General features: G+C 71.6%; 18 protein-coding genes and 3 pseudogenes. 8 read left to right on the top strand and 13 right to left on the bottom strand.

What is annotated here, in order from left to right:
• Positions 1-24: 24 nt before the first annotated feature.
• The 3 genes and pseudogenes from ACFPIJ_RS21830 to ACFPIJ_RS21820 all read right to left on the bottom strand — a co-directional run.
• A complete protein-coding gene (locus ACFPIJ_RS21830) occupies positions 25-1185 on the bottom strand; it encodes an MFS transporter (RefSeq protein WP_380117022.1) in 1161 nt (386 codons plus the stop codon).
• Positions 1186-1260: 75 nt separating this feature from the next.
• A pseudogene (locus ACFPIJ_RS21825) lies at positions 1261-1626 on the bottom strand (substrate-binding domain-containing protein); the annotation flags it as partial.
• A 59-nt stretch (positions 1627-1685) separates the two neighbouring features.
• A pseudogene (locus ACFPIJ_RS21820) lies at positions 1686-1979 on the bottom strand (substrate-binding domain-containing protein); the annotation flags it as partial.
• A 32-nt stretch (positions 1980-2011) separates the two neighbouring features.
• Between ACFPIJ_RS21820 and ACFPIJ_RS21815 the strand changes: the two are divergent.
• Positions 2012-2292, top strand: a pseudogene (locus ACFPIJ_RS21815) (aldo/keto reductase); the annotation flags it as partial.
• A 29-nt stretch (positions 2293-2321) separates the two neighbouring features.
• Here the strand turns inward: ACFPIJ_RS21815 and ACFPIJ_RS21810 are convergent.
• Positions 2322-3491: an NAD(P)/FAD-dependent oxidoreductase gene (locus ACFPIJ_RS21810; RefSeq protein WP_380117021.1), complete on the bottom strand. Its 1170-nt coding sequence runs from the start codon at positions 3489-3491 to the stop codon at positions 2322-2324.
• Between the two features lie 79 nt (positions 3492-3570).
• Positions 3571-4518, bottom strand: a complete 948-nt coding sequence (sigJ, locus tag ACFPIJ_RS21805; protein ID WP_380117020.1) for an RNA polymerase sigma factor SigJ — start codon at positions 4516-4518, stop codon at positions 3571-3573.
• 52 nt (positions 4519-4570) lie between these two features.
• Here sigJ and ACFPIJ_RS21800 point away from each other — a divergent pair, with 52 nt between their 5' ends.
• The gene (locus ACFPIJ_RS21800) at positions 4571-5032 is read left to right on the top strand and encodes an NUDIX hydrolase (protein ID WP_380117019.1); all 462 of its coding nucleotides are present in this window, start codon (positions 4571-4573) and stop codon (positions 5030-5032) included.
• 350 nt (positions 5033-5382) lie between these two features.
• Here the strand turns inward: ACFPIJ_RS21800 and ACFPIJ_RS21795 are convergent, their stop codons facing one another.
• Complete coding sequence (locus ACFPIJ_RS21795; RefSeq protein WP_380117018.1) at positions 5383-5970, bottom strand: HNH endonuclease; 588 nt, start codon at positions 5968-5970, stop codon at positions 5383-5385.
• Positions 5971-6195: 225 nt separating this feature from the next.
• A complete protein-coding gene (locus ACFPIJ_RS21790) occupies positions 6196-6726 on the bottom strand; it encodes a DinB family protein (RefSeq protein WP_380117017.1) in 531 nt (176 codons plus the stop codon).
• A gap of 70 nt (positions 6727-6796) precedes the next feature.
• On the opposite strand from ACFPIJ_RS21790, the gene ACFPIJ_RS21785 reads away from it, so the two are divergent.
• On the top strand, positions 6797-7258 hold the full coding sequence (locus tag ACFPIJ_RS21785) for a hypothetical protein (protein ID WP_380117016.1): 462 nt from the start codon (positions 6797-6799) through the stop codon (positions 7256-7258).
• 3 nt (positions 7259-7261) lie between these two features.
• Here the strand turns inward: ACFPIJ_RS21785 and ACFPIJ_RS21780 are convergent, their stop codons facing one another.
• The gene (locus ACFPIJ_RS21780; RefSeq protein WP_380117015.1) at positions 7262-8590 is read right to left on the bottom strand and encodes a ricin-type beta-trefoil lectin domain protein; all 1329 of its coding nucleotides are present in this window, start codon (positions 8588-8590) and stop codon (positions 7262-7264) included.
• Between the two features lie 173 nt (positions 8591-8763).
• Entirely contained in the window at positions 8764-11565 is a 2802-nt protein-coding gene (locus ACFPIJ_RS21775; RefSeq protein ID WP_380117014.1) for a GH92 family glycosyl hydrolase, read from the bottom strand.
• A 197-nt stretch (positions 11566-11762) separates the two neighbouring features.
• Here ACFPIJ_RS21775 and ACFPIJ_RS21770 point away from each other — a divergent pair, with 197 nt between their 5' ends.
• Positions 11763-12578 (top strand): hypothetical protein, encoded by an 816-nt coding sequence (locus tag ACFPIJ_RS21770; protein ID WP_380117013.1) that lies wholly within the window; start codon positions 11763-11765, stop codon positions 12576-12578.
• A 95-nt stretch (positions 12579-12673) separates the two neighbouring features.
• Complete coding sequence (locus ACFPIJ_RS21765; RefSeq protein WP_380117012.1) at positions 12674-13501, top strand: metallophosphoesterase family protein; 828 nt, start codon at positions 12674-12676, stop codon at positions 13499-13501.
• A gap of 3 nt (positions 13502-13504) precedes the next feature.
• Here the strand turns inward: ACFPIJ_RS21765 and ACFPIJ_RS21760 are convergent, their stop codons facing one another.
• From ACFPIJ_RS21760 to ACFPIJ_RS21750, 3 genes are all read right to left on the bottom strand, one after another.
• A complete protein-coding gene (locus ACFPIJ_RS21760; protein WP_380117011.1) occupies positions 13505-14419 on the bottom strand; it encodes a TIGR03619 family F420-dependent LLM class oxidoreductase in 915 nt (304 codons plus the stop codon).
• Between the two features lie 109 nt (positions 14420-14528).
• Positions 14529-15329 (bottom strand): S1 family peptidase, encoded by an 801-nt coding sequence (locus tag ACFPIJ_RS21755; RefSeq protein WP_380117010.1) that lies wholly within the window; start codon positions 15327-15329, stop codon positions 14529-14531.
• 44 nt (positions 15330-15373) lie between these two features.
• Positions 15374-16084: a DUF2470 domain-containing protein gene (locus ACFPIJ_RS21750; RefSeq protein WP_380117009.1), complete on the bottom strand. Its 711-nt coding sequence runs from the start codon at positions 16082-16084 to the stop codon at positions 15374-15376.
• 44 nt (positions 16085-16128) lie between these two features.
• On the opposite strand from ACFPIJ_RS21750, the gene rpsD reads away from it, so the two are divergent.
• The 3 genes from rpsD (at position 16129) to ACFPIJ_RS21735 (ending at position 18328) form a co-directional block, all read left to right on the top strand.
• Positions 16129-16737, top strand: coding sequence for a 30S ribosomal protein S4 (gene rpsD, locus ACFPIJ_RS21745; protein ID WP_203853835.1), 609 nt, complete (start codon positions 16129-16131; stop codon positions 16735-16737).
• A gap of 18 nt (positions 16738-16755) precedes the next feature.
• Positions 16756-17907 carry an N-methyl-L-tryptophan oxidase gene (gene solA, locus ACFPIJ_RS21740; RefSeq protein ID WP_380117008.1) on the top strand — a complete coding sequence of 384 codons (1152 nt, stop codon included), beginning with the start codon at positions 16756-16758 and terminating at the stop codon, positions 17905-17907.
• A gap of 241 nt (positions 17908-18148) precedes the next feature.
• Positions 18149-18328 carry a hypothetical protein gene (locus ACFPIJ_RS21735; protein WP_380117007.1) on the top strand — a complete coding sequence of 60 codons (180 nt, stop codon included), beginning with the start codon at positions 18149-18151 and terminating at the stop codon, positions 18326-18328.
• A 106-nt stretch (positions 18329-18434) separates the two neighbouring features.
• Here the strand turns inward: ACFPIJ_RS21735 and ACFPIJ_RS21730 are convergent.
• Positions 18435-18639: hypothetical protein (locus ACFPIJ_RS21730; protein ID WP_380117006.1), on the bottom strand; the 205-nt coding region annotated here is incomplete at its 5' end.

Below are 18639 nucleotides of genomic sequence, written 5' to 3'. Positions count from 1 at the left end.
CACCACCTGACCGTGCCGTGCTGCTCAACCTGCCGGCGGTCCTGCCCGCAGGGTCAGGAGGGTCAGGGTGGCGAGGGTGGCGGTGAGCGCCAGGCCGGTCGGGTAGCCGGTGGTGGTGGCCAGGAGGCCGAAGCCGGCGGCGCCGAGGCCCAGGCCCGCGTCGTAGGCGACGCTCCACAGCGCGGTGATGCTGCTGTACCGGGAGGGTGGTGCGGACGCCAGCATGACGGCCAGGCTGGCGGTCTGCAGGGCACCGAAGCCGGCGCCGAAGGTGACGGCGGCGGCCAGGACGGTGGCCGGGTGGGTGGTGACGGCCAGGGCGGCCAGGCCGGTTGCCGTGGTCAGCATCGCGGGCGTGAGGAGGCGGTGCGGGCCGTGGCGGTCGCCGACCCGGCCGGCCCACCAGCGGGTGACGGTGCCGGCAAGAGCTTGGAGGAGCAGGGCGGCGGCGATGACGGTCGGGGCGGCGTGGGGCAGGGCGGCAGGCAGGAAGGTCGCGACGATGCCGGCAAGCGTGGCGGCCGCGCCGAAGACGACCGCGGGGCGGGTCAGGGCCGGTTCGCGCAGGGCGTGGTGCATCCCGTCGGTGGTGGTGCGGTCGTGGGGCGCGCGGCCGTCGGCGCCGGGCAGCAGCGGCAGGATGAGCAGGCCGGCCAGGGCGAGGGTGGCGCCGGTGGCGTACACGGCCGGGTAGCCGGCGTGGGCGGCGAGCCACAGGCCGGCGGGCATGCCGACCACGGCCGGCGCACCGGCGAGGACGCCCACCAGGCCGAGGCCCTCACCGCGGCGGGCCGGCGGGACCAGTTGGGCCGACCACGCGCCGCAGGCCACGAAGATCGTCGCGACGCCGAGGCCGCGCAGTGCGCAGCCGGCGAGGACCGCGGGGTAGCCGGCCGTTGCGGTGAGGCCGAGGGCGGGCAGGCCGAGCAGGAGCAGTCCGGCGGCGATCACCGCGCGGTATCCGAACCGGGCCACCACCCGCGGCAGCGCCAGCTCCGCGGCGACCGTCGAGGCCATGAGCACCCCGGTGGTCAGTCCGGCGGCGACCCCGCCGGCGCCGGTGGCGGCGACGGCCGCGGGGACGACCGGCAGGAGCAGGTAGAAGGCGGCCAGGCCGAGGATGTCAACGGCGGACACCAGGAGCAGCGGGCGGCTGAGCAGCCGGGGAGCGGTCAGCGTCGTCATGCGCTGACCGTACGAGCCGATCGGTTCGCTATCGAGGGCCGAAACAGTGCCGGTCGAAAGGACCAATTCCCATGGCTACGCCGGGGGCGGGATCTCGCCCGAGCCCCGTGCGATCAGCTCGGTCGGCAGGACCACCCGTTGCGTCGGGCCGGTCCCGCCGTCCAGGCGGTGCCAGAGCAGGCGGCTGGCCTCGGCGCCCATCAGGGCGGGGCTGTGGGCGACGACGCTCAGCGGGGTGGCGAACACCTCGGCGAGCTCGACGTCGTCGAAGCCGACCAGTGCCACCGGCCGGCCGTGCCGGTGGATGGCGCGCAGGGCGCCGACGGAGATCCGGTTGTTCGCGGCGAAGACCGCGGTGGGCGGGTCGGCGCCGTCGAGCAGGTCGGCGACGGTGGCCTCGGCGGCCGGGGCGTCGTGGTTGCCGACCCGGACGAGCTGTGGTGCGACGGCGACCCGTGCGCGGCGAGGGCGTCGGTGTAGCCGCGCTGCCGTTCGGGCGCGGTGTAGATGTGCGGGCTGTCCCCGACGAACGCGATCCTGCGGTGGCCGTGCCCGAGCAGGTGCGCGGTGCCGGCGTAGGCGCCGCCGTGGTTGTCGAGCAGGACCGCGTCGACGTCGATGTTGCCGGGCGGGCGGTCGGCGAAGACCGCGTGCATCCCCATCTGCAGCTCGGGCAGCAGGTAGCGGTGGTCGTCACCGGCCGGCATCACGATGAGCCCGTCGACGCGCCGCTCCACCAGTGACCGGATGAGCTCCCGCTCGTCGGCGGGGTCCTCGTCGGAGCTGCCGGCGATGACCAGGTAGCCGCGCTGCCGGGCGCTGCGCTCGACGGCCCGGCCACAGCGGCCTGCTGCTCCCGGCGTTGTCGCTGGGTGCCTGGGAGACCTTCGGCGGCTACCGCGACGAGAGCGTCGCGCGTGCGGTCTTCGTCAGGGCGTTCGAGCTGGGCATCGTCCATTTCGACTTCGCCAACAACCACGGCGACCCACCCGGCAACGCCGAGCTGGTCGGCGGCCGGGTGCTGCGCGGGCTTCCCCGCGACGAGCTCGTCATCTCCTCCAAGGCCGGCTACCGGATGTGGCCGGGGTGTACGGCGAATGGGGCTCGCCCGCTGGCTGACGCCCTAGCGCCGCCGGTCATGCCGGCACCCCGGTGGCCCGTTCCGCTGTGACGGGGCGGCGGCGGGTGGGCAGGCCGAGCATCGGGTTGGCCACGCCCCAGGCGGCACCCTTGCAGATCAGCTCCTTGTAGACCGCGGCGAACCGGCCGGTGAGGACCGCCGACACGGCCTGGTCGTCGGCCGTCACGTACTGGATCAGCCCCTCCTTGCGGCCCAGCGAGATGCACTGGTTGAAGTACCGCAGCGGCGTGTCCGGCAGCTTCCCGCCGGTCAGGCGGGCCGCGATCGCGTCGGCGGCCTGCCACGCCATCGGCGTGCCCGAGGCGCACGACATCCGCAGCGGCTTGCCCCCGGCGCCCAGGGCGAAGGCGGCGTCGCCCACGGCGTACACCTCCGGATGCGAAACCGACCGCATGGTGCCGTCGACGACGATCCGGCCGGTGTCGGTGACCTCCAGGGCGGTCGCCTGCGCGATCGGGTGGACGGCGAAGCCCGCGGTCCACACCGTGACCGCGGCCGGGACGACCTGGCCGCCGGCGGTGACGACGGCGTCCGCCTCGACGGCGCTGACGGTGGTGTGCTCGTGCACGGTGATCCGGAGCCGGTCGGTGACCTTCCGCAGGTGGGCACGGCCCTTGTCGGAGAGCCAGTCGCCGAGGCGGTCGTGCGCCACGAGGGCGACGTCGAGGTCCGGGCGGGCCTCGGCGATCTCGGTCGCGGCCTCGATGCCGGTGAGGCCACCGCCGACGACGACCACCGGCTGCCCGGCGCCGAGGCGGGCCAGGCGCTCCCGCAGCCGGAGCGCTCCTGGCCGGCTGGCGATCTCGTCCGCGTGCTCGGCGGTGCCGGGGACACCGTGGGCGTTCCAGCCGCTGCCGAGCGCGTAGACGAGCGTGTCGTACTCGAGTTCCCCGTCCTGGAGCGTCACGGTACGGCGTGCCACGTCGACGGCGGTGACCCTGGCGATGCGCAGTTCGACGCCGGTGCCGGCGAACATCGCGCTGAACGGCCGGGGCCGGAGGTCCTGGCCGGTCGCCAGCTGGTGCATGCGGACCCGTTCGACGAAGTCCGGCTCGGCGTTGACGAGGGTGATGGCGACGTCCTCGCGGCGCAGCCGCTTGGCGAGCCGGCCGGCGGCGATGGCTCCGGCGTACCCGGCGCCCAGAACGATGATGCGGTGCTGCATGTCCCTGCTCCTGTCTCGCGGTGTGCCCCTTGAACCGGGCGGCCCGCCGTTTCCTGACAGGGTTGCGGTGTGAAGCAGCTCACTCGAATGCTTGGAACAGTGGCTTCCCGTGGGTGCCCGCCGCCCACTGCGCCGTCGCGCGGTCGAGCTTGTCGGGGTTGACCTGGTTCCGCAGCGCCGCGATGCCGCCGGCGGTGACCTCCAGGCACATCACCCCGACGACCCGCCCGTCCACGACGGCCACCACGGCCGGCTCGCCGTTGGCGGTCGTGGCGTAGATCTCGGGCGACCCGCCGGCGGCGGCGCGCTTCGCCTCGCCGGGCTGGAACAGGCCCCGCACGAACTTCGCCACCGCGAGCGCGCCCTCGAACGCCTTCGCGCGCGCCGGCACCTTCCCGCCGCCGTCGCCGATCGAGACGGCGTCCCCGGTGAGCAGCCGCACGAGCGGCTCGGTCCGCCCGCTGGTCGCGGCCGCCAGGAACTCCTCGACGATCCGCCGCGCCGCGACCTCGTCGATCTCCGTGCGCGCCCGGCCCTCCGCGACGTGCTGCTTGGCCCGGTGGAAGATCTGCTGGCTGGTGGCCTCGGTGATGTCGAGGATCCCGGCGATCTCGCGGTGCGGGTAGTCGAACGCGGCGCGGAGCACGTAGACCGCCCGCTCGTTCGGCGTGAGCCGCTCCATCAGGGTGAGCACCGCGTAGGACACCGATTCGCGCTGCTCCACGGTGTCGGCCGGACCGAGCATCGGGTCCCCCGCGAGCAGGGGTTCGGGCAGCCATTGCCCCACGTACACCTCGCGCCGTGCCCTCGCCGACGTGAGCTGGTTGAGGCAGAGGTTGGTGAGGACCTTCGTCAGCCAGGCCTCGAGCACCTCGATGCGCTCCTGGTCGGCGCCCTGCCAGCGCAGGAACGTCTCCTGCACGGCGTCCTCGGCCTCCGCCGCGGACCCGAGCATCCGGTAGGCGATGGCCTCCAACCGCGGCCTGGCCACCTCGAACCGATCGACGTCCCCCGCGGTCAAGGCCATGCCCGATCGTAGCCCGCGGTTTCTTGTCGTACCCCCGTGCTTGAATCGGGGGGTGGCGAAGCTGAGTGCGGGGCTCCTGCTGTACAGGCGCGCGGACCACGGGATCGAGGTCCTCATCGGGCACATGGGCGGCCCGTTCTGGTCCCGGAAGGACGCCGGCGGCTGGTCCATCCCCAAGGGCGAGCACGAGCCCGACGAGGACGCCCGGGCCGCGGCGCTGCGCGAGTTCACCGAGGAGCTCGGCGCGCCCCCGCCACCCGGCGAGCCGGCCGACCTCGGCGAGGTCAAGCTCAGCGGTGGCAAGCTCGTCACCGTCTTCACCCTGGAGGGCCAGTTCGACGAGTCCACCGCCGTCAGCAACACCTTCGAGATCGAATACCCGAAGGGCTCCGGCGTGCTGCGCTCGTTCCCGGAACTGGACCGGATCGCCTGGGTCCCCGTCGACGAGGCCAGGACCAAGCTCACCAAGGGGCAGCTCCCCTTCCTCGACCGCCTCCTCGCCCACGTGGGCTGACTTCGTCGTACCTCCGTGCTTGAGTAGGGCGCGTTGACCGGGGCCGACGGCGATCTGGACGCCGTGGAGGCGGGCACCCCATCGGCCCGCGGCGAGGTCCTGCGCCGGCGGTTCGTGCACGAGGGCCCGACCGGCCGTGACACCGGTTGAGGAACCCCGCCGAGCTGCCGCTCTTCGAGCGCATCCTCGTTCTGTTCCGAGCCACCTTGGACGAGGCCCGCGCCGTTCGCGTCGTCCGCGCCGGCATTGAGCAGGCTGGGGCAAGCCACTTGCAGGCAACAGCGTTCGCGCTTCGCGCGGCCCAGTGCGTGGGCCGCCGCCGCGCATCAGTTCGCGGCGGCGGCATCCGATCATGAGGGGTGGATGCTGGGGCGGCTCACGCCGAGCGTGCTGCGATCGATGACGATCCCGTCGACGAGGTTGCTGGTGATGCCGCCGATGTCGAAGTCCGACTTCTCAATAGGGCCGGGAAGCTGACCGATCTTCCGGAGCGAGGGATCGTGGTCGGGGTCCAGGCCGTCATGGCAGGCCCCGCACAGAGTCAGCAGATTCTCTGCCACGGTGGGGCCCTGCTCGCGGAGAGGTAACACGTGGTGAAGTTCCAGTTCCAGATCCAGGTGATGGCGCGGGCTCCGTCCACACACAGCGCACCTGCGGCCGTCCCGTTTCAGCACCGCGCCACGGAGCCGGCGGGTGGGGACAGTGCGGTGCACCAGGTCTTCGGAAGGGTTGTACGTGGGAACGAAAGTGGCGAACTCCTTCACGCACTCGATCGGTTCGAGCAGGGCCGGGAGATACCGCCGCATCATCTCGCCGGACACGGCAGTGCCGCAGACCTCGTTCATGACCTCCTCGAGCGCGTCACGCTCCCGGACGGGTCGTCGTGCCTCGCCGCCACCGTGGGTTCGCACCAGCTGCCGCAACGCGGCGTAGCTCACCTCGCTTGCCTGGCGGATCTCTCCCACTTCGGGTTACGCGCCGACCAGTCGACGAACCGCGTATACACGGCACAGTTGACAAGGTCGTCCCGGAGCGGACGGAAGAAGACCAGGTAGTGCTCACCGAAATAGATCGGGTCCCGATCGGCGCTACGCAACATGCGGCGATGATGCCGCAAGGGTATGACGTTTTTCGTGCGTCCTCGGGTGGCTGGCCGGGCACTGCTACTCGGCGGGGGCGAAGCGGTCCAGGGCGGGCATGTAGCGGCGGTAGGGGCCGACCTCGTCGCGGTACCGGCCGGCCAGGACCTCGCCGATCTGCGCCAGGTGGGTCAGGTCGTGGGCGACCCAGGCAGCGAGGACCTGCGAAAGGGTGACCGTGCCGAATTCCGGGTGGGTGCCGGTCGACGTCAGGTCGTCCGGAGTGAGGCCGAGCGCGTCGAGGTCCTCCAGGACGCGCGACCGGGTTTCGCGGAATCGGTCCAGCAGCGACGACACCGGCTCCCGCGACCAGTCCAGCATCGCCACCCGGTTGAACGGTTCGAACGTCCGCCCGGTGCCGTGCGCCACGATCAGCTGGATACGCGGCAGCCAGTTCGTCGCGTCGCCGTGCAGGATGTGCCCGGCGATCGCGTACGCGCTCCAGGTGTCCGGCCCGTCGTCGCGGTGCAGCCACGCCTCCGGCAGGTCGAGCAGGAGTGCCGAGACCGCGGACGGGGTGCGGGCCAGCAGGTTCGTCGCGTCGGAGATGTCCATGCAGCCCATGCTCGGCGCCCCGCGCGGACCGGGACAGGGCCAACTCGAGACGACTGGCTACGGTAGGGGCATGGAGGCACCGCCCCGCGGGCACTTCGTCGCCGTCGAGCTGACGCACGACGAGTTCCAGGAGTTCGTCGACGAGGTGCAGACGGCCGCCTACGTGGAGGACGCCGACCTGCGGGTGGTGCTGGGCGCCGCGTGCACGACTGCCGCCCGCACCGTCGAGCACCTCTGCGGCGTGCTGCAACTGCCCTATGCGGCGAGCCGCGGCTGGCACGACATGCTGGAGGCGATCGGTGACCGGGCGGCGTCGCTGCGGCAGTTCGTCGTGATCCTCGACGCCACGGACCTGCTCAAGCACGAGGAGCAGGATCTCTGGCACGAGCTGATCGGGCATCTGCACGGCGGTCCGTCCTGCATGGGCGGCGGCTGGAACACGCTCGTGCTCGCCGACGACCCGTGCCGCTGGGAGATGACCCCGTTCAGGACCGCGGCGGGCGCGGAACAGGCCCACGCCCGCCGGAGATAGTCCTCAGCGGTGCCACTTCTGGTTGCTGCCGCCGTTGCAGGTCCAGATCTGCAGCTTCGAGCCGCTCGCGGTGGCCGCGTTCGGCACGTCGACGCACTTGTTGGCCTGCGTGTTCACCAGGTCGCCGGCGGCGGTCAGGGTGAACTTCTGGGCGCCGGTGCCGTTGCAGGTCCACAGTTGCACGACCGCGCCGTCGGCGGTGGAGCCGCCGGACACGTCCATGCACTTGCCCATCGCGCCGACCGAGCCGTCAGCGTTGAACGTCCACTGCTGCGCGTTGGTGCCGTTGCAGTCCCAGATCTGCAGGCGGTTGCCGTCGACCGCGTTCGCGGCCGGGATGTCGATGCAGCGGTTGCTGCCGTTGCCGATGATCGCGCCGGCACCGGTGCCGCCACACGGCGGTGCGGTGTCGAACGTGTCGGTGAAGGTGCTGCCCGCGGCGCGGTACGCCGCGACCTGCGCGGTCGCCGCGGCGGGCGACAGGACCTGGTTGCGGGCGAACAGGAACCAGTCGACCTGCTGGACGTAGGTGGACGTGCCGCCGGTGTGGGTCGCGGTGTCGATGAACCACAGGTTCCAGTTCACGGTCATCGTCTGCCGCGGGTAGAACTTGCCGGAGTGATCGCCCACCAGGACGCCGTCGATGTGGTACTTGACGTGCCCGCCGGACACCTGGACCACCAGGTCGTGCCAGCCGTCGTAGCTGCGGCGCTGCTCGGAGTGGGTGTTGTCGGCGAGCCACGGCTCGTTGCGGTACGTGTACCAGCTGGTCTGGTAGTTGATCGGGCCGGTCTCGCCCCAGCCGCCGTTGGGCAGGTACTCGGAGAAGTCCAGCTCGCTGTAGGTCGGGTCGAGGTCGCCGTTGAGCGGGCTGATCGCGAAGAACGTCTCGTTGACGTGGTCGCCGTCGTTGCCGGACGCCGGGGTGTCGGTGAACCGGATCCGGCTCGCGTAGGTGCCCTCGAAGTAGCGCTTCTGCGCGGAGTACACCTCGGCGTGCCTGGTGCCGGCGCCGGTGCCGTTCGTGGACGCGGTCAGCTGCATCACCTTCTGCCCGCCCGAGGTGGGGAAGGTGATCTGGGCCGGCGACCAGGTCGCGCCGGGGACCCCGGGACCGCCGGCGTTGCCGCGCGGGACCCAGCCGTGGCCGGTGAACCCGGCGTCGCCGGACGAGGCGTAGGTGAAGTCGTCGAACACGGTGCCGCAGCTGTTCGCGGCCGCGCCGGCCGGGCCGGTGGTCGCGGCGGTCACCGCGACCGCGCCGAGCGTGGTCCCGAGGACCAGCGCGGCGGCGGCCAGCACAGGGCGTGGCGGAGTCTGGATTCTGGGCATGGCGGAGCCTCCCGAAGCATTCCGTTGGCGGTCGGAATTTTCATCGGTTATCGATGTGGATGAAAACTACGTCCATCACTGCCGCCGGGTCAACCGGCAGAAGGCCGACCAAAGATCGCGCTAAGGCACGGATAAGGGGCCGGCCCCGCGGCATCGCGGGGCCGGCCGGAACATCAGTACACCTCGAACTCGTAGATACGCGTCGCGCCGCCGGAGCCCTGCTCGGCTGCGATGACGTTCATGCGGACGTAGCGGGCGGTGGCGGTGAAGGTGTGGGACGAGACGCTTGCCGTGTTGCCGCGGACCTGCGCGACCGTGCTCCAGGTGGTGCCGTCGGAGGAGACCTGCAGGTCGAAGTCGCGGGTGTTCCATGAGGTGCTCTCGCCGCCGGCGCCGGCGTGGCGGACCGTCACCGACGTGAGGGCCTTGGCGCTGCCGAGGTCGACCTGGAGATACTTGGTCGCCGCGGTCGAGCAGAACTTGTCGCTGGTGCCGCCGGAGACGCTGCCGTTGACGGCCTTGGCCGGCGACTCGTTGGCGTTGCAGGAGGCCGAGCCGGTGGCGGGCCGGTTCAGCGCCAGGTTGCCTCCAGTTGTGGCGACATCGAACGACGGCGGCGCGTCGGCGGCGGCGCTGCCCCAGGACGAGGCGGTGGTGCCGACGGTGAAGGCCAGGGTCCCGCCGTTGGCGACGAAGGACTCCGGCAGCCAGGCGCGGCTGGACGCGGTGCCGTTGACAGTGAGGCTCTGCACGTACGTGGCGGCGCCCGGCGCGGTGATGCTGATCGTCTTGCCGTTGCCGCGGTTGACGGTGACGCCCGGGAAGAGCGGCGCCGACACCAGCAGCTCCGAGCGGCCCGGGGTGAGCGGGTGGATGCCCATCGCGGACCACACGTACCAGGCGGACATCGCGCCGAGGTCGTCCTGGCCGGGGATGCCGGACGGGGTCGGCGCCCACAGCGCGTTGAGCGTCTGGCGGATCGTCTGCTGCGCCTTGTCGGGGCGGCCGGCGAAGTTGTAGAGCCACGGCACCCAGATCGACGGCTCGTTGTCCATCTCGGACTTGGTGCCGCCGGCGCCGGTCAGCGCCCAGCTGCCGTCGCTGTTGTGGAAGAAGCTGTCGAGCCGGTTGACGGCGGTGGCGTTGCCGCCCATGCGGTCGAAGAGGCCGCGGACGTTGTGCGGGATCATCCAGGTGTACTGGGCGGCGCTGCCCTCGGCGAACCCGCTGTCGCTGCCGGGGCTGAACGACGGCCAGGTGCCGTTGTCGTTGCGGTCCTGGATGTAGCCGCCGTTGCCCGGGTTGAAGACGTTCTTCCAGTACTGCGACCGGGCCAGGAACTGCGACGCGGTGGCGGTGCTGCCGAGCCGGCTCGCCAGCTGCGAGACGCCGAAGTCGGCGACGGAGACCTCGAGGGTCTCGCCGGCGCCGCCCCAGGCGTTGCCGTTGGTGGGGATGTAGTTGATCGACAGCCACTTGTCCAGCGACGGCCGCTCGCCGACGACCATGACGTTCCAGCCGTCGCGGCTCAGGTCCGCCGCGGTGACGGTGGTGGCGGCGTGGACCATCGAGGTGAGCGCGCCGGCCGCGTCGAAGCCGGTGCCGCCGAACGCGTAGATGCTCGGCACCGCCGCGTGCGCCGGGTCGCCGGTCATCACGTGGGTGCCGCCCTGGTTGTGGGTCCAGCGGTCCCAGACGCCGCCGTTCTGGGTGGCCTGGTTGAGCAGCGACTGGGCGATGTCCGCGCCGACGTCCGGGCGCAGCAGCGTCACCAGTTGGACCTGCCCGCGGTACACGTCCCAGCCGGAGAAGTTGGCGTACTGGGCGTGCCCGCTCGCCGCCGTGTGCACCTGCTGGTCCATGCCGACGTACTGGCCGTTGACGTCGCTGAAGACGTTCGGGTGCAGCAGCGCGTGGTACAGCGCGGTGTAGAACGTCTGCAGCTGCGCGGTGGTGCCGCCGCTGACGTCGATGCGGCCGAGCTCGGTGTTCCAGGCGTCGGTGGCGCGCTGGCGCACCGTGTCGAAGGTCGTCCCGGCCGGGTTCTCCGCGGCGAGGTTGGCCTGCGCGTTGGCCTGGCTCACATACGAGATGCCGACCCGCACGCCCACGGCGGTGCCCTGGCTCAGGTCGAACGTGACGTAGCCGCCGGAGCCCCGGCCGGCGACGGGCCAGCCGTCGGTGCCGTAGGTCGTGCCGCCCGACGCGGACGTCGTGCCGGCCCGCAGGGTCCCGTCCTGCCAGGTGCCGACGCTGCTGAACGGCTTGTCGAACACCGCGGTGAAGTGCAGCGTGTAGTAGCTGCGGCGGCCGACGGCGTTGATGTAGCCGCAGAAGTTGCCGCTGGTCACCGAGCCGCTGATGGTGCGGTTGGCGGCGTCGATGTTCACCGTCGCGGCGCTGCTGCCGACCTCGGAGTTGGACGTGCGGACCAGCATCGTGGCGGTGCTGCCGGTCGGGTACGTGAACCGGCCCGCGCCGGTGCGGGTGGTGGCGGTCAGCTCGGCGTTGACCCCGGAGTTGAGGCCCACCCGGTAGTAGCCGGCGGTGGCGGTCTCGTTGCTGTGGGAGAAGCTGCTGGCGTAGGTGGCGTCGGTGGTGTCCGCGGACGGCGACGAGCCGACCGTGCCCACGTGCGGCATGAAGGGGATGTCACCGGAGCCGCCGGCGCAGCCCGTGCCGGACATGTGGGTCAGGCTGAACCCGCGGGTGCGGGTGGTGTTGTACCCGTACCCGCCGGGCCGCACGGTCCGGGTCTGGTTGCCGGCCGTGTTCTCCGGGCTCCACTGCACCATCCCGTAGGGCGTGTCGGCGCCCGGGAAGGTCTCCCCGCCGTTGGTGCCGACGAGGGTGTTGACGTAGCCGGCGGGGTTCGTGACCGCGAGCGCCGGCGCGGACCCCGCCAGGGGTGCCGCGGCGGCCCCCACCAGCATTGCGACCGCAACGAGCGCCCGCCCGCCTCTGATTGATCTCATAAAGCCTCCATCCATCCAAGGATGTGAAAACTATGAGTATCAGTAGTTGCAGGTCAACGGTCATGTCATCGTTGGCACATTATTTGTAACTTAGCTACGAAAAAGGGCGTGGGATCTTCGCGTTTGAGCTGTGTGTAGTTGGTCAAATACGTAGAGTGAAGGTCACGTGCATCGAGACCAACGGGGGTTTCTACGACATGGCTCAGACACGGCAGCAGCGTCTGAAAGGCGGCCGGTACAGGATTCCGGTCGCGGTCGGGGCGGCAGGTTTCCTCGTCGCGCTGACCGGCGGGATCGTGCAGGCGGCCGGCGCGCCGACGACCGGGGCTGACGCGACGACGCGGGTGGCGGAGACCCTCCCGCCCGGAATGGACCCGAGCACGGTGGTGCCGGCGGACCCGAGCGCGGGGCCGTTCTCGGACCCGTGCACCACGGACCCGGGTGGCAGCGCCGGCCCGTTCGGCAACCCGACACCCGGCGCCAGTTCCAGCGCTGGTTCCAGCGCCGGCGCCAGCCCGACCGTGCCCGGCGGGACCGCCGGCCCGTTCGGCAGCCCGACCCCGACCGCCGGCGCGACGGTGGATCCCGGCCTGCCCACGGACCCGGGCGTGCCGGTGGACCCGGGGACCATCGATCCCGGCACCGTGAACCCCGGCCTGCCCGGGTGGTGGACCGGCCCGGTGGCCCCGAGCGGCCAGGCGGCCCTGTCCAGGGCCGAGGAGACGCCGACGCCGGTGGTGCCTGGCCCGACCGACCCGACCGGGGTGGCGCCGTCAGGCACCGGACCCGCGGTCATCATCCCGCCCGGGATGAACGGCGCCACGCCGATCGCGACGCCGGGCGACGGCACGACACCGGTGCCCGGCGCCACGCCGTCGTGCGCGACCGTCCCGGTGCCGATCCCGACCGACACGGCCGCGCCGGTCCCGACGGACACGCTGATGCCCGCCCCGACCGACACCGCCGCACCGGTGCCGACCGACACGGCGGTGCCGATCCCGACCGTCGGCTGAAACGGCGACACACCACAGCGGGGCCGCACGGAAGCGGCCCCGCCGCCGGCCGTGCTCGATCGTCGGCGGACGATGTCAGCGGTTAAGGTCCAATCGTGACCGGACGACTGCTGGCGATCAGTGATCTGCATGTGTCGTACCAAGAGAACCGGGAGATCGTCGATCGGCTCAAGCCGACGCACGACGATGACTGGCTGATCGTGGCCGGCGACGTGGGCGAGAAGATCGCCGACGTCGAATGGGCACTGCGGACCCTGCGGGAGCGGTTCGCCAACCTGATCTGGGCGCCGGGCAACCACGAGCTGTGGACGACCCGCGACGACCCGGACCAGTCGCGGGGCGAGGAACGGTATCAGCGGCTCGTGGCGATGTGCCGCAACATCGGCGTCGTCACCCCCGAGGACCCGTACCAGATCTGGGACGGGCCCGGCGGACCGGTGATCGTGGCGCCGCTGTTCGTGCTCTACGACTACTCGTGGTGGCCGGCCGGCTCGACCAGCACCGAGGAGGCCATGGCCACGGCCCAGGCCGCCGGGATCGTCGGCACCGACGAGGTGCTGCTGCACTTCGACCCGCACCCGGGGCGCGCCGCCTGGTGCCGGGCCCGGGTCGCGCTGACCGAGCCGCGGCTCGAGGCCGCCGCGCGGGACCTGCCGACCGTGCTGGTCAACCACTTCCCCCTGGTCCGGCACCCCACGGACGTGCTGCGATACCCGGAGTTCGCGCTGTGGTGCGGCACCGACCTGACCGCGAGCTGGCCGACCCGGTTCCGGGCCCGCGAGGTCGTCTACGGACACCTGCACATCCCCCGCACCACCTGGCAGGACGGGGTGCGGCACCAGGAGGTGTCGGTCGGCTACCCCAGGGAGTGGAGCCGCCGGCCGACACCACCGGCCCGGCTCGTGCCCGTGCTGGAGCGCTGAGCGTCAGGCGGTTTTGTGCACCGCGGCCTGGAGTCGGTCGAGGAGGCGCAGCTCCAGGTCGAGGTCGGCCTGCCGGATGCTGGCGATGAGCACGGTGTCGACGCCGCTGCCCTCGAGCCGGGCGATGTCCTCGGCGATCTGCTCCGGCGCGCCGCCGAGAAACGGCCTGTTCTCGGTGAGCGGGTCGTCGGTCAGCGGCACGTTGGCGCGGGCGACGACGCTGAGCGCGGCGGCGTCGCGCCCGGCCTCCGAGGCGAGCCGGCGGAACTCCGCCACCGTCGCCGTCAGCTGCTCGGCCGAGAACGCGATCGGGTTGAACCCGTCGGCGATCCGGGCGGCCCGCGCGATCCCGGCCGGGGTCGTGGACCCGAACAGGATCGGCAGCGGCTGCTGCACCGGCTTCGGGTTCACCTCCGAAGCCTCGATGCGGTAGAAGCGGCCCTGGTACTGCGCCGGGTCCGGCCCCCAGCAGGCCCGCATCGCCTCGACGACCTCGTCCATGCCGGCGCCCATGCGCTTCATCGGCACGTTGGCGGCCTCGAACTCCTGCGGCATCCAGCCCTGCCCGAGCCCGGCGATCGCCCGCCCGCCGCTGAGCTGGTCGAGGGTGGCGAAGCGGCGGGCGAGGACGATCGGCGGGTGCAGCAGCGCGTCGATGACGCTGGTGCCCAGCTTGACGGTGCTGGTCAGGGCAGCGACGTAGCTCAGCGTCTCCAGGGGCTCGTAGGTCATCCGGTAGGTCTCGGGGATCCGCGCCGGTGGGGCGCCGAACATCGAGATCTCGGCCATCGGCCGCAGCAGCCGTTCGTAGGTCCACACGGAGTGGTACCCGAGCTGTTCGGCCTCTTTCGCGATCCGGGCGATGTTCGCCGGTCCCGCGAGGGCGCCGGAGGTTGGCAACTGGACGCCGAGCTGCATCCGCTTTCCCCTATTCGTCGGTGTCGTTGTCCTCCAAACGTGACACAGGTCGACTGGTGTCCGTGGGGTCTTTCGTGGGTCTTTTCGTGGGGTCTTTTCGTGGGGTCTTTCAGTAGGGGGCGACGCCGTAGGAGGTCGCGGCGCGGCGGACCGAGGAGTAGTAGCTGGCGCCGCCGGTGGCGCAGTTGCCGCTGCCGCCCCAGTTGATGCCGATGCCGGCGGTCCCGGCGAAGAGCGGGCCGCCGCTTTCCCCGGGTTCGCTGCACACGGTGGTGCGGATCATGCCGTACACGGTGCCGCCGGCGTAGTTGATGGTCACGTTCAGCGCGGTGATCGTGCCGGTCCTGATCCCGTTCGGGCCGGCCCGGCGGACGGTCTGTCCCACAGTCCCGGCGGCGAACGTGCTGATCGGCTGCAGGCCGACGGCGCTGGGCTTGGCGATGGTGGTGTTGGTGTACCGCACCAGGGCGTAGTCGTACGTGGTGTCGCGCGCGGCGACGACGCCCAGGACGGTGCTGGTCCCGGTGCCCGCGTAGACGGTGGCGCCGACCACCGGGACGCAGTGCGCCGCGGTCAGGAAGTAGTACGTGGCGCCGGCCTTGGCGTTGAAGGCGATCAGGCAGCGCCCGCCGACGGCGCCGGCGTTGAAGGTGTCGCCGCCGGCGATGTGCGGTCTCCTCGTGCCCGGCTCGCGCAGGACCGTGCCGCCGGTTCTGGTGACGGCCCTGGTCAGCGCGGCGGCCACGGCCGGGCGGACCGTGTCGTCGAGGCTGACCCTCAGTGTTCCGTCGTTCCACCAGGCGGTGCCGGGCGTCGTTGTCAACGCCGACAGGGCCGGTGCGGCCTCGGCGGTCGCGGTGGGCAGCAGGATCGCCGCCGCCACCAGACCGCAGACGAGCATCCGTCGCATGTCACGCTCCATCCAGAGATGTAAATCTCTAGATGGTACCGGGGCTAGTGTCCGGAGTGGTTGCGCTGGCAGCAGCGGGCCCGTGCGAGGAGCTCGTGCATGCGGGGCGCGGCCTCGTCGGCGGTGCGCAGCGGCGCACTGAACGGCAGCTGCACGTCGCGGTGTCGACCGGCGAACTCCAGCCGGAGCACCACGCCGAAGCGGTCCATCCGGACGGGCACCACGCGGTGGACGCCGTGCAGGTGGTGCGGCGCGATCAGCCGGGACAGGTGCTCGATCGCCTCGGGGTGCGCGTCGGTGAGGTGGCACAGCAGGTCGGCCTCCTCCCTGGCGAGAGGGTCGGGGCTGGCCGCGGCGAACTCGTCCGCCTCGACCTCGACCTCGCCGAGGATCCCGTCGATCAGGGTGGCCGAGGCGAGCTCGAGCACCGCCCGCAGGTCGCCGTCGTGCTCACCGATCGGCTGCAGCCAGCCGGAGAACGTTGCCCGGGAGCGGATGCGGCCGCCGGCGGACCGCACCGGCGTCGGCGCGATGTCGGTGACCTCGACGGCGGCGGCCAGGTCGGGTTCGGCCTCGACCAGTTGCGCGACGGGACTGCCGGCGGGCAGTTCGACGATCACGTGGCCGTGCTCGTCGACGTGGTGGCGGCCGATGAGGTCGCAACGGTGACCGGGGATGTGCAGCGTCAGGGACGACGCCGCCGTCAGCAGCGTGCGGAGCCGTTCCGCGGCGGTGGGGAGCTTGATCCCGGGCATGCAGACCTCCTAAGGTTAGGCTTACCTTAGTAGAGAGGGAGCGAATGAACCAGTCTCGGCCGAAGGTTCGGCTGTCCCGGGCGCTCGGCATGCCGCTGACCCCCAAATGCGTCAAGTACTTCGAGCGGCGGCCCTTCCCGCCCGGTCAGCACGGCCGCGCCCGGCCGAAGCACAGCGACTACAAGGTGCGGCTGCTCGAGAAGCAGCGGTTGAAGGCGCAGTACAACCTGCGGGAGAGCCAGCTGCGGCATGCCTTCGACCGGGCCGCGAGCCGGCCGGGCAAGACGGGCGAGGAGCTGATCGTCGACCTGGAGACCCGGCTCGACGCGCTGGTCCTGCGCGCGGGCTTCGCCCGGACGATCTACCAGGCGCGGCAGATCGTCACGCACCAGCACCTGACCGTCAACGGCCGCCGGGTCGACCGGCCGTCGGCGCGGCTGCGCCCGGGCGACGTCATCGAGGTCGCGGAGCGCAGCCGGCAGAAGACCCCGTTCGTGATCGCCGCCGCGGGCGCGCACGTCGGGGAGCGGACCGCGCCGTACCTGAGCGTCGACGTGTCCGGGCTGACCGCCCGGCTGATCCGGCTGCCGCTGCGCCGCGAGGTGCCGGTGATCTGCGACGAGCAGCTCATCGTGGAGTTCTACAGCCGGTAGCCCCTACAGTTGCCAGCAGTGGAAACCTATGACGTGATCGTGGTCGGGCTCGGCGGGATGGGCAGCTCAGCGGCCTACCATCTCGCCGCCCGCGGCCAGCGGGTGCTCGGTCTGGACCGGCACGGCCCCGCCCACGACCAGGGCGCCAGCCACGGCGGGTCGCGGATCACCCGCCAGTCCTACTTCGAGGACCCGGCCTACGTGCCGCTGCTGCTGCGGGCGTACGAGCTGTGGGAGGCCCTGGAGCGGGACTCCGGGCGAGACCTGATGGACCTGTGCGGCGGCCTGATGCTCGGCGCGCCCGACAGCCTCACCGTTGCGGGCAGCCGGCGCTCGTCCGAGCAGTGGGGCCTGCCGCACGAGATGCTCGACGCCACCGAGATCCGCCGGCGGTTCCCGAACCTCCGCCCGGCGCCGCACGAGATCGGCCTGTACGAGCGGAAGGCCGGACTGGTCCGCCCCGAGGAAACGGTGCGCGCGAACCTCGACCTGGCCTCTTCGCATGGCGCGGCGCTGCGGTTCGAGGAACCGGTGCTGTCGTGGACCGTGGGATCCGGCGGTGTCTCGGTCCGCACCTCCCAGGGTGTGTATTCCGCCGGCGAGCTGGTGATCTGTCCCGGGCCGTGGGCGCCCTCGCTGCTCGCCGACCTGGGCATCGAGTTCTCGGTCGAGCGGCAGGTGCAGTTTTTCTTCCAGCCGATCGGCGGGGTCGAGGCGTACCTGCCGGACCGCCAGCCGATCTTCATCTGGGAGGGTCCGCCCGGCACGCAGGCGTACGGCTTTCCCGCGCTGGACGGTCCGTCCGGCGGGGTGAAGGTCGCCTTCTTCCGCGGCGGGGAGGTGACCACGCCGTCGACGATCGACCGGTCGATCCGGCCCGACGAGATCGCGGCCGTGGCGGCGCACCTGGCCGACCGCGTGCCCGGTGTGGCGGGCCGGTTCCTGCGGGGGAAGACCTGCATGTACACCAACACCGTCGACACGCACTTCGCGATCGGACGGCATCCCGGCCTCGAACGGGTGACCGTGGCGTGCGGCTTCTCGGGGCACGGGTTCAAGTTCGTGCCGGTGGTGGGGGAGATTCTCGCGGATCTGGCGTTGACCGGAGCGACCGCGCACCCGATCGAGCTGTTCGATCCGCGGCGGCCGCGTTCCCGTGCTCACGCCTGAGGAGCTGCGGGACGAGACGTGCGTCGCATGTCCCGGACAGCGGCTGCCGCTCGGGGCGTTCGACGTGGCGCCGCGACCGTCGCCGGCGATCCCGTTCTCTCCTTCGCTGGGGTACCGCGTTGCTACCGGGACCGGGGTGCCGACGTGCGTGCACGCCTTCCGGGTGGGAGTGCTGCCCGGGTTGTACGCCTCCGGGGGTGTGCCGCTGCCCACATCGTCCCCTGTTCCTGCTCCCTCATCGGTGGATCTTTCGCTGCCGTCGGACGGGACATTGCTGGAGGCGTGGTTCCTCGCGCTCGTCCGGTCCACGCCCGCTGATCGCCTGTCGGTCACCCTCGCGGGTGCCGAGCGGTTGGCGGCAACGCGCTTCCCACCTGCGGAAATCGTCGCGGCGATGCGTCGGGTGCTCGGCGGTGGTTGACAGTGCGGCTGGGGGCGAGTAAGTTTGCACAGCCAGCACGAGCCGGGCGGATGGGTTGCTCAACGACCATCGGCCGGTGTGCGAGGCCAGCCGCAACTTCACTCACCTAACCGGTGAGCGTCAGCGCGGCTGTGTTCGGGCGATGCAAGCGAATCTCTTGAGAATCGCGGATTTTGCGAAATCGACCGGAACGTTCTACAGTATTGAAGGCCCCAAGAGAGCGCCTCAACAAAGAGGCGGTTTCGCGGTGTGTGTTGGTTGTTTGAGAACTCAACAGGGTGCTTGTTAAGCCAGTGCCAATTGATATGACC

Origin of the sequence: Dactylosporangium cerinum (genome assembly GCF_042653625.1) — a bacterium.
Taxonomy (GTDB): Bacteria; Actinomycetota; Actinomycetes; order Mycobacteriales; family Micromonosporaceae; genus Dactylosporangium; species Dactylosporangium cerinum.
Note: the sequence above shows the minus strand (reverse complement) of the source record. Positions and strands in the feature narration are given on the sequence as shown.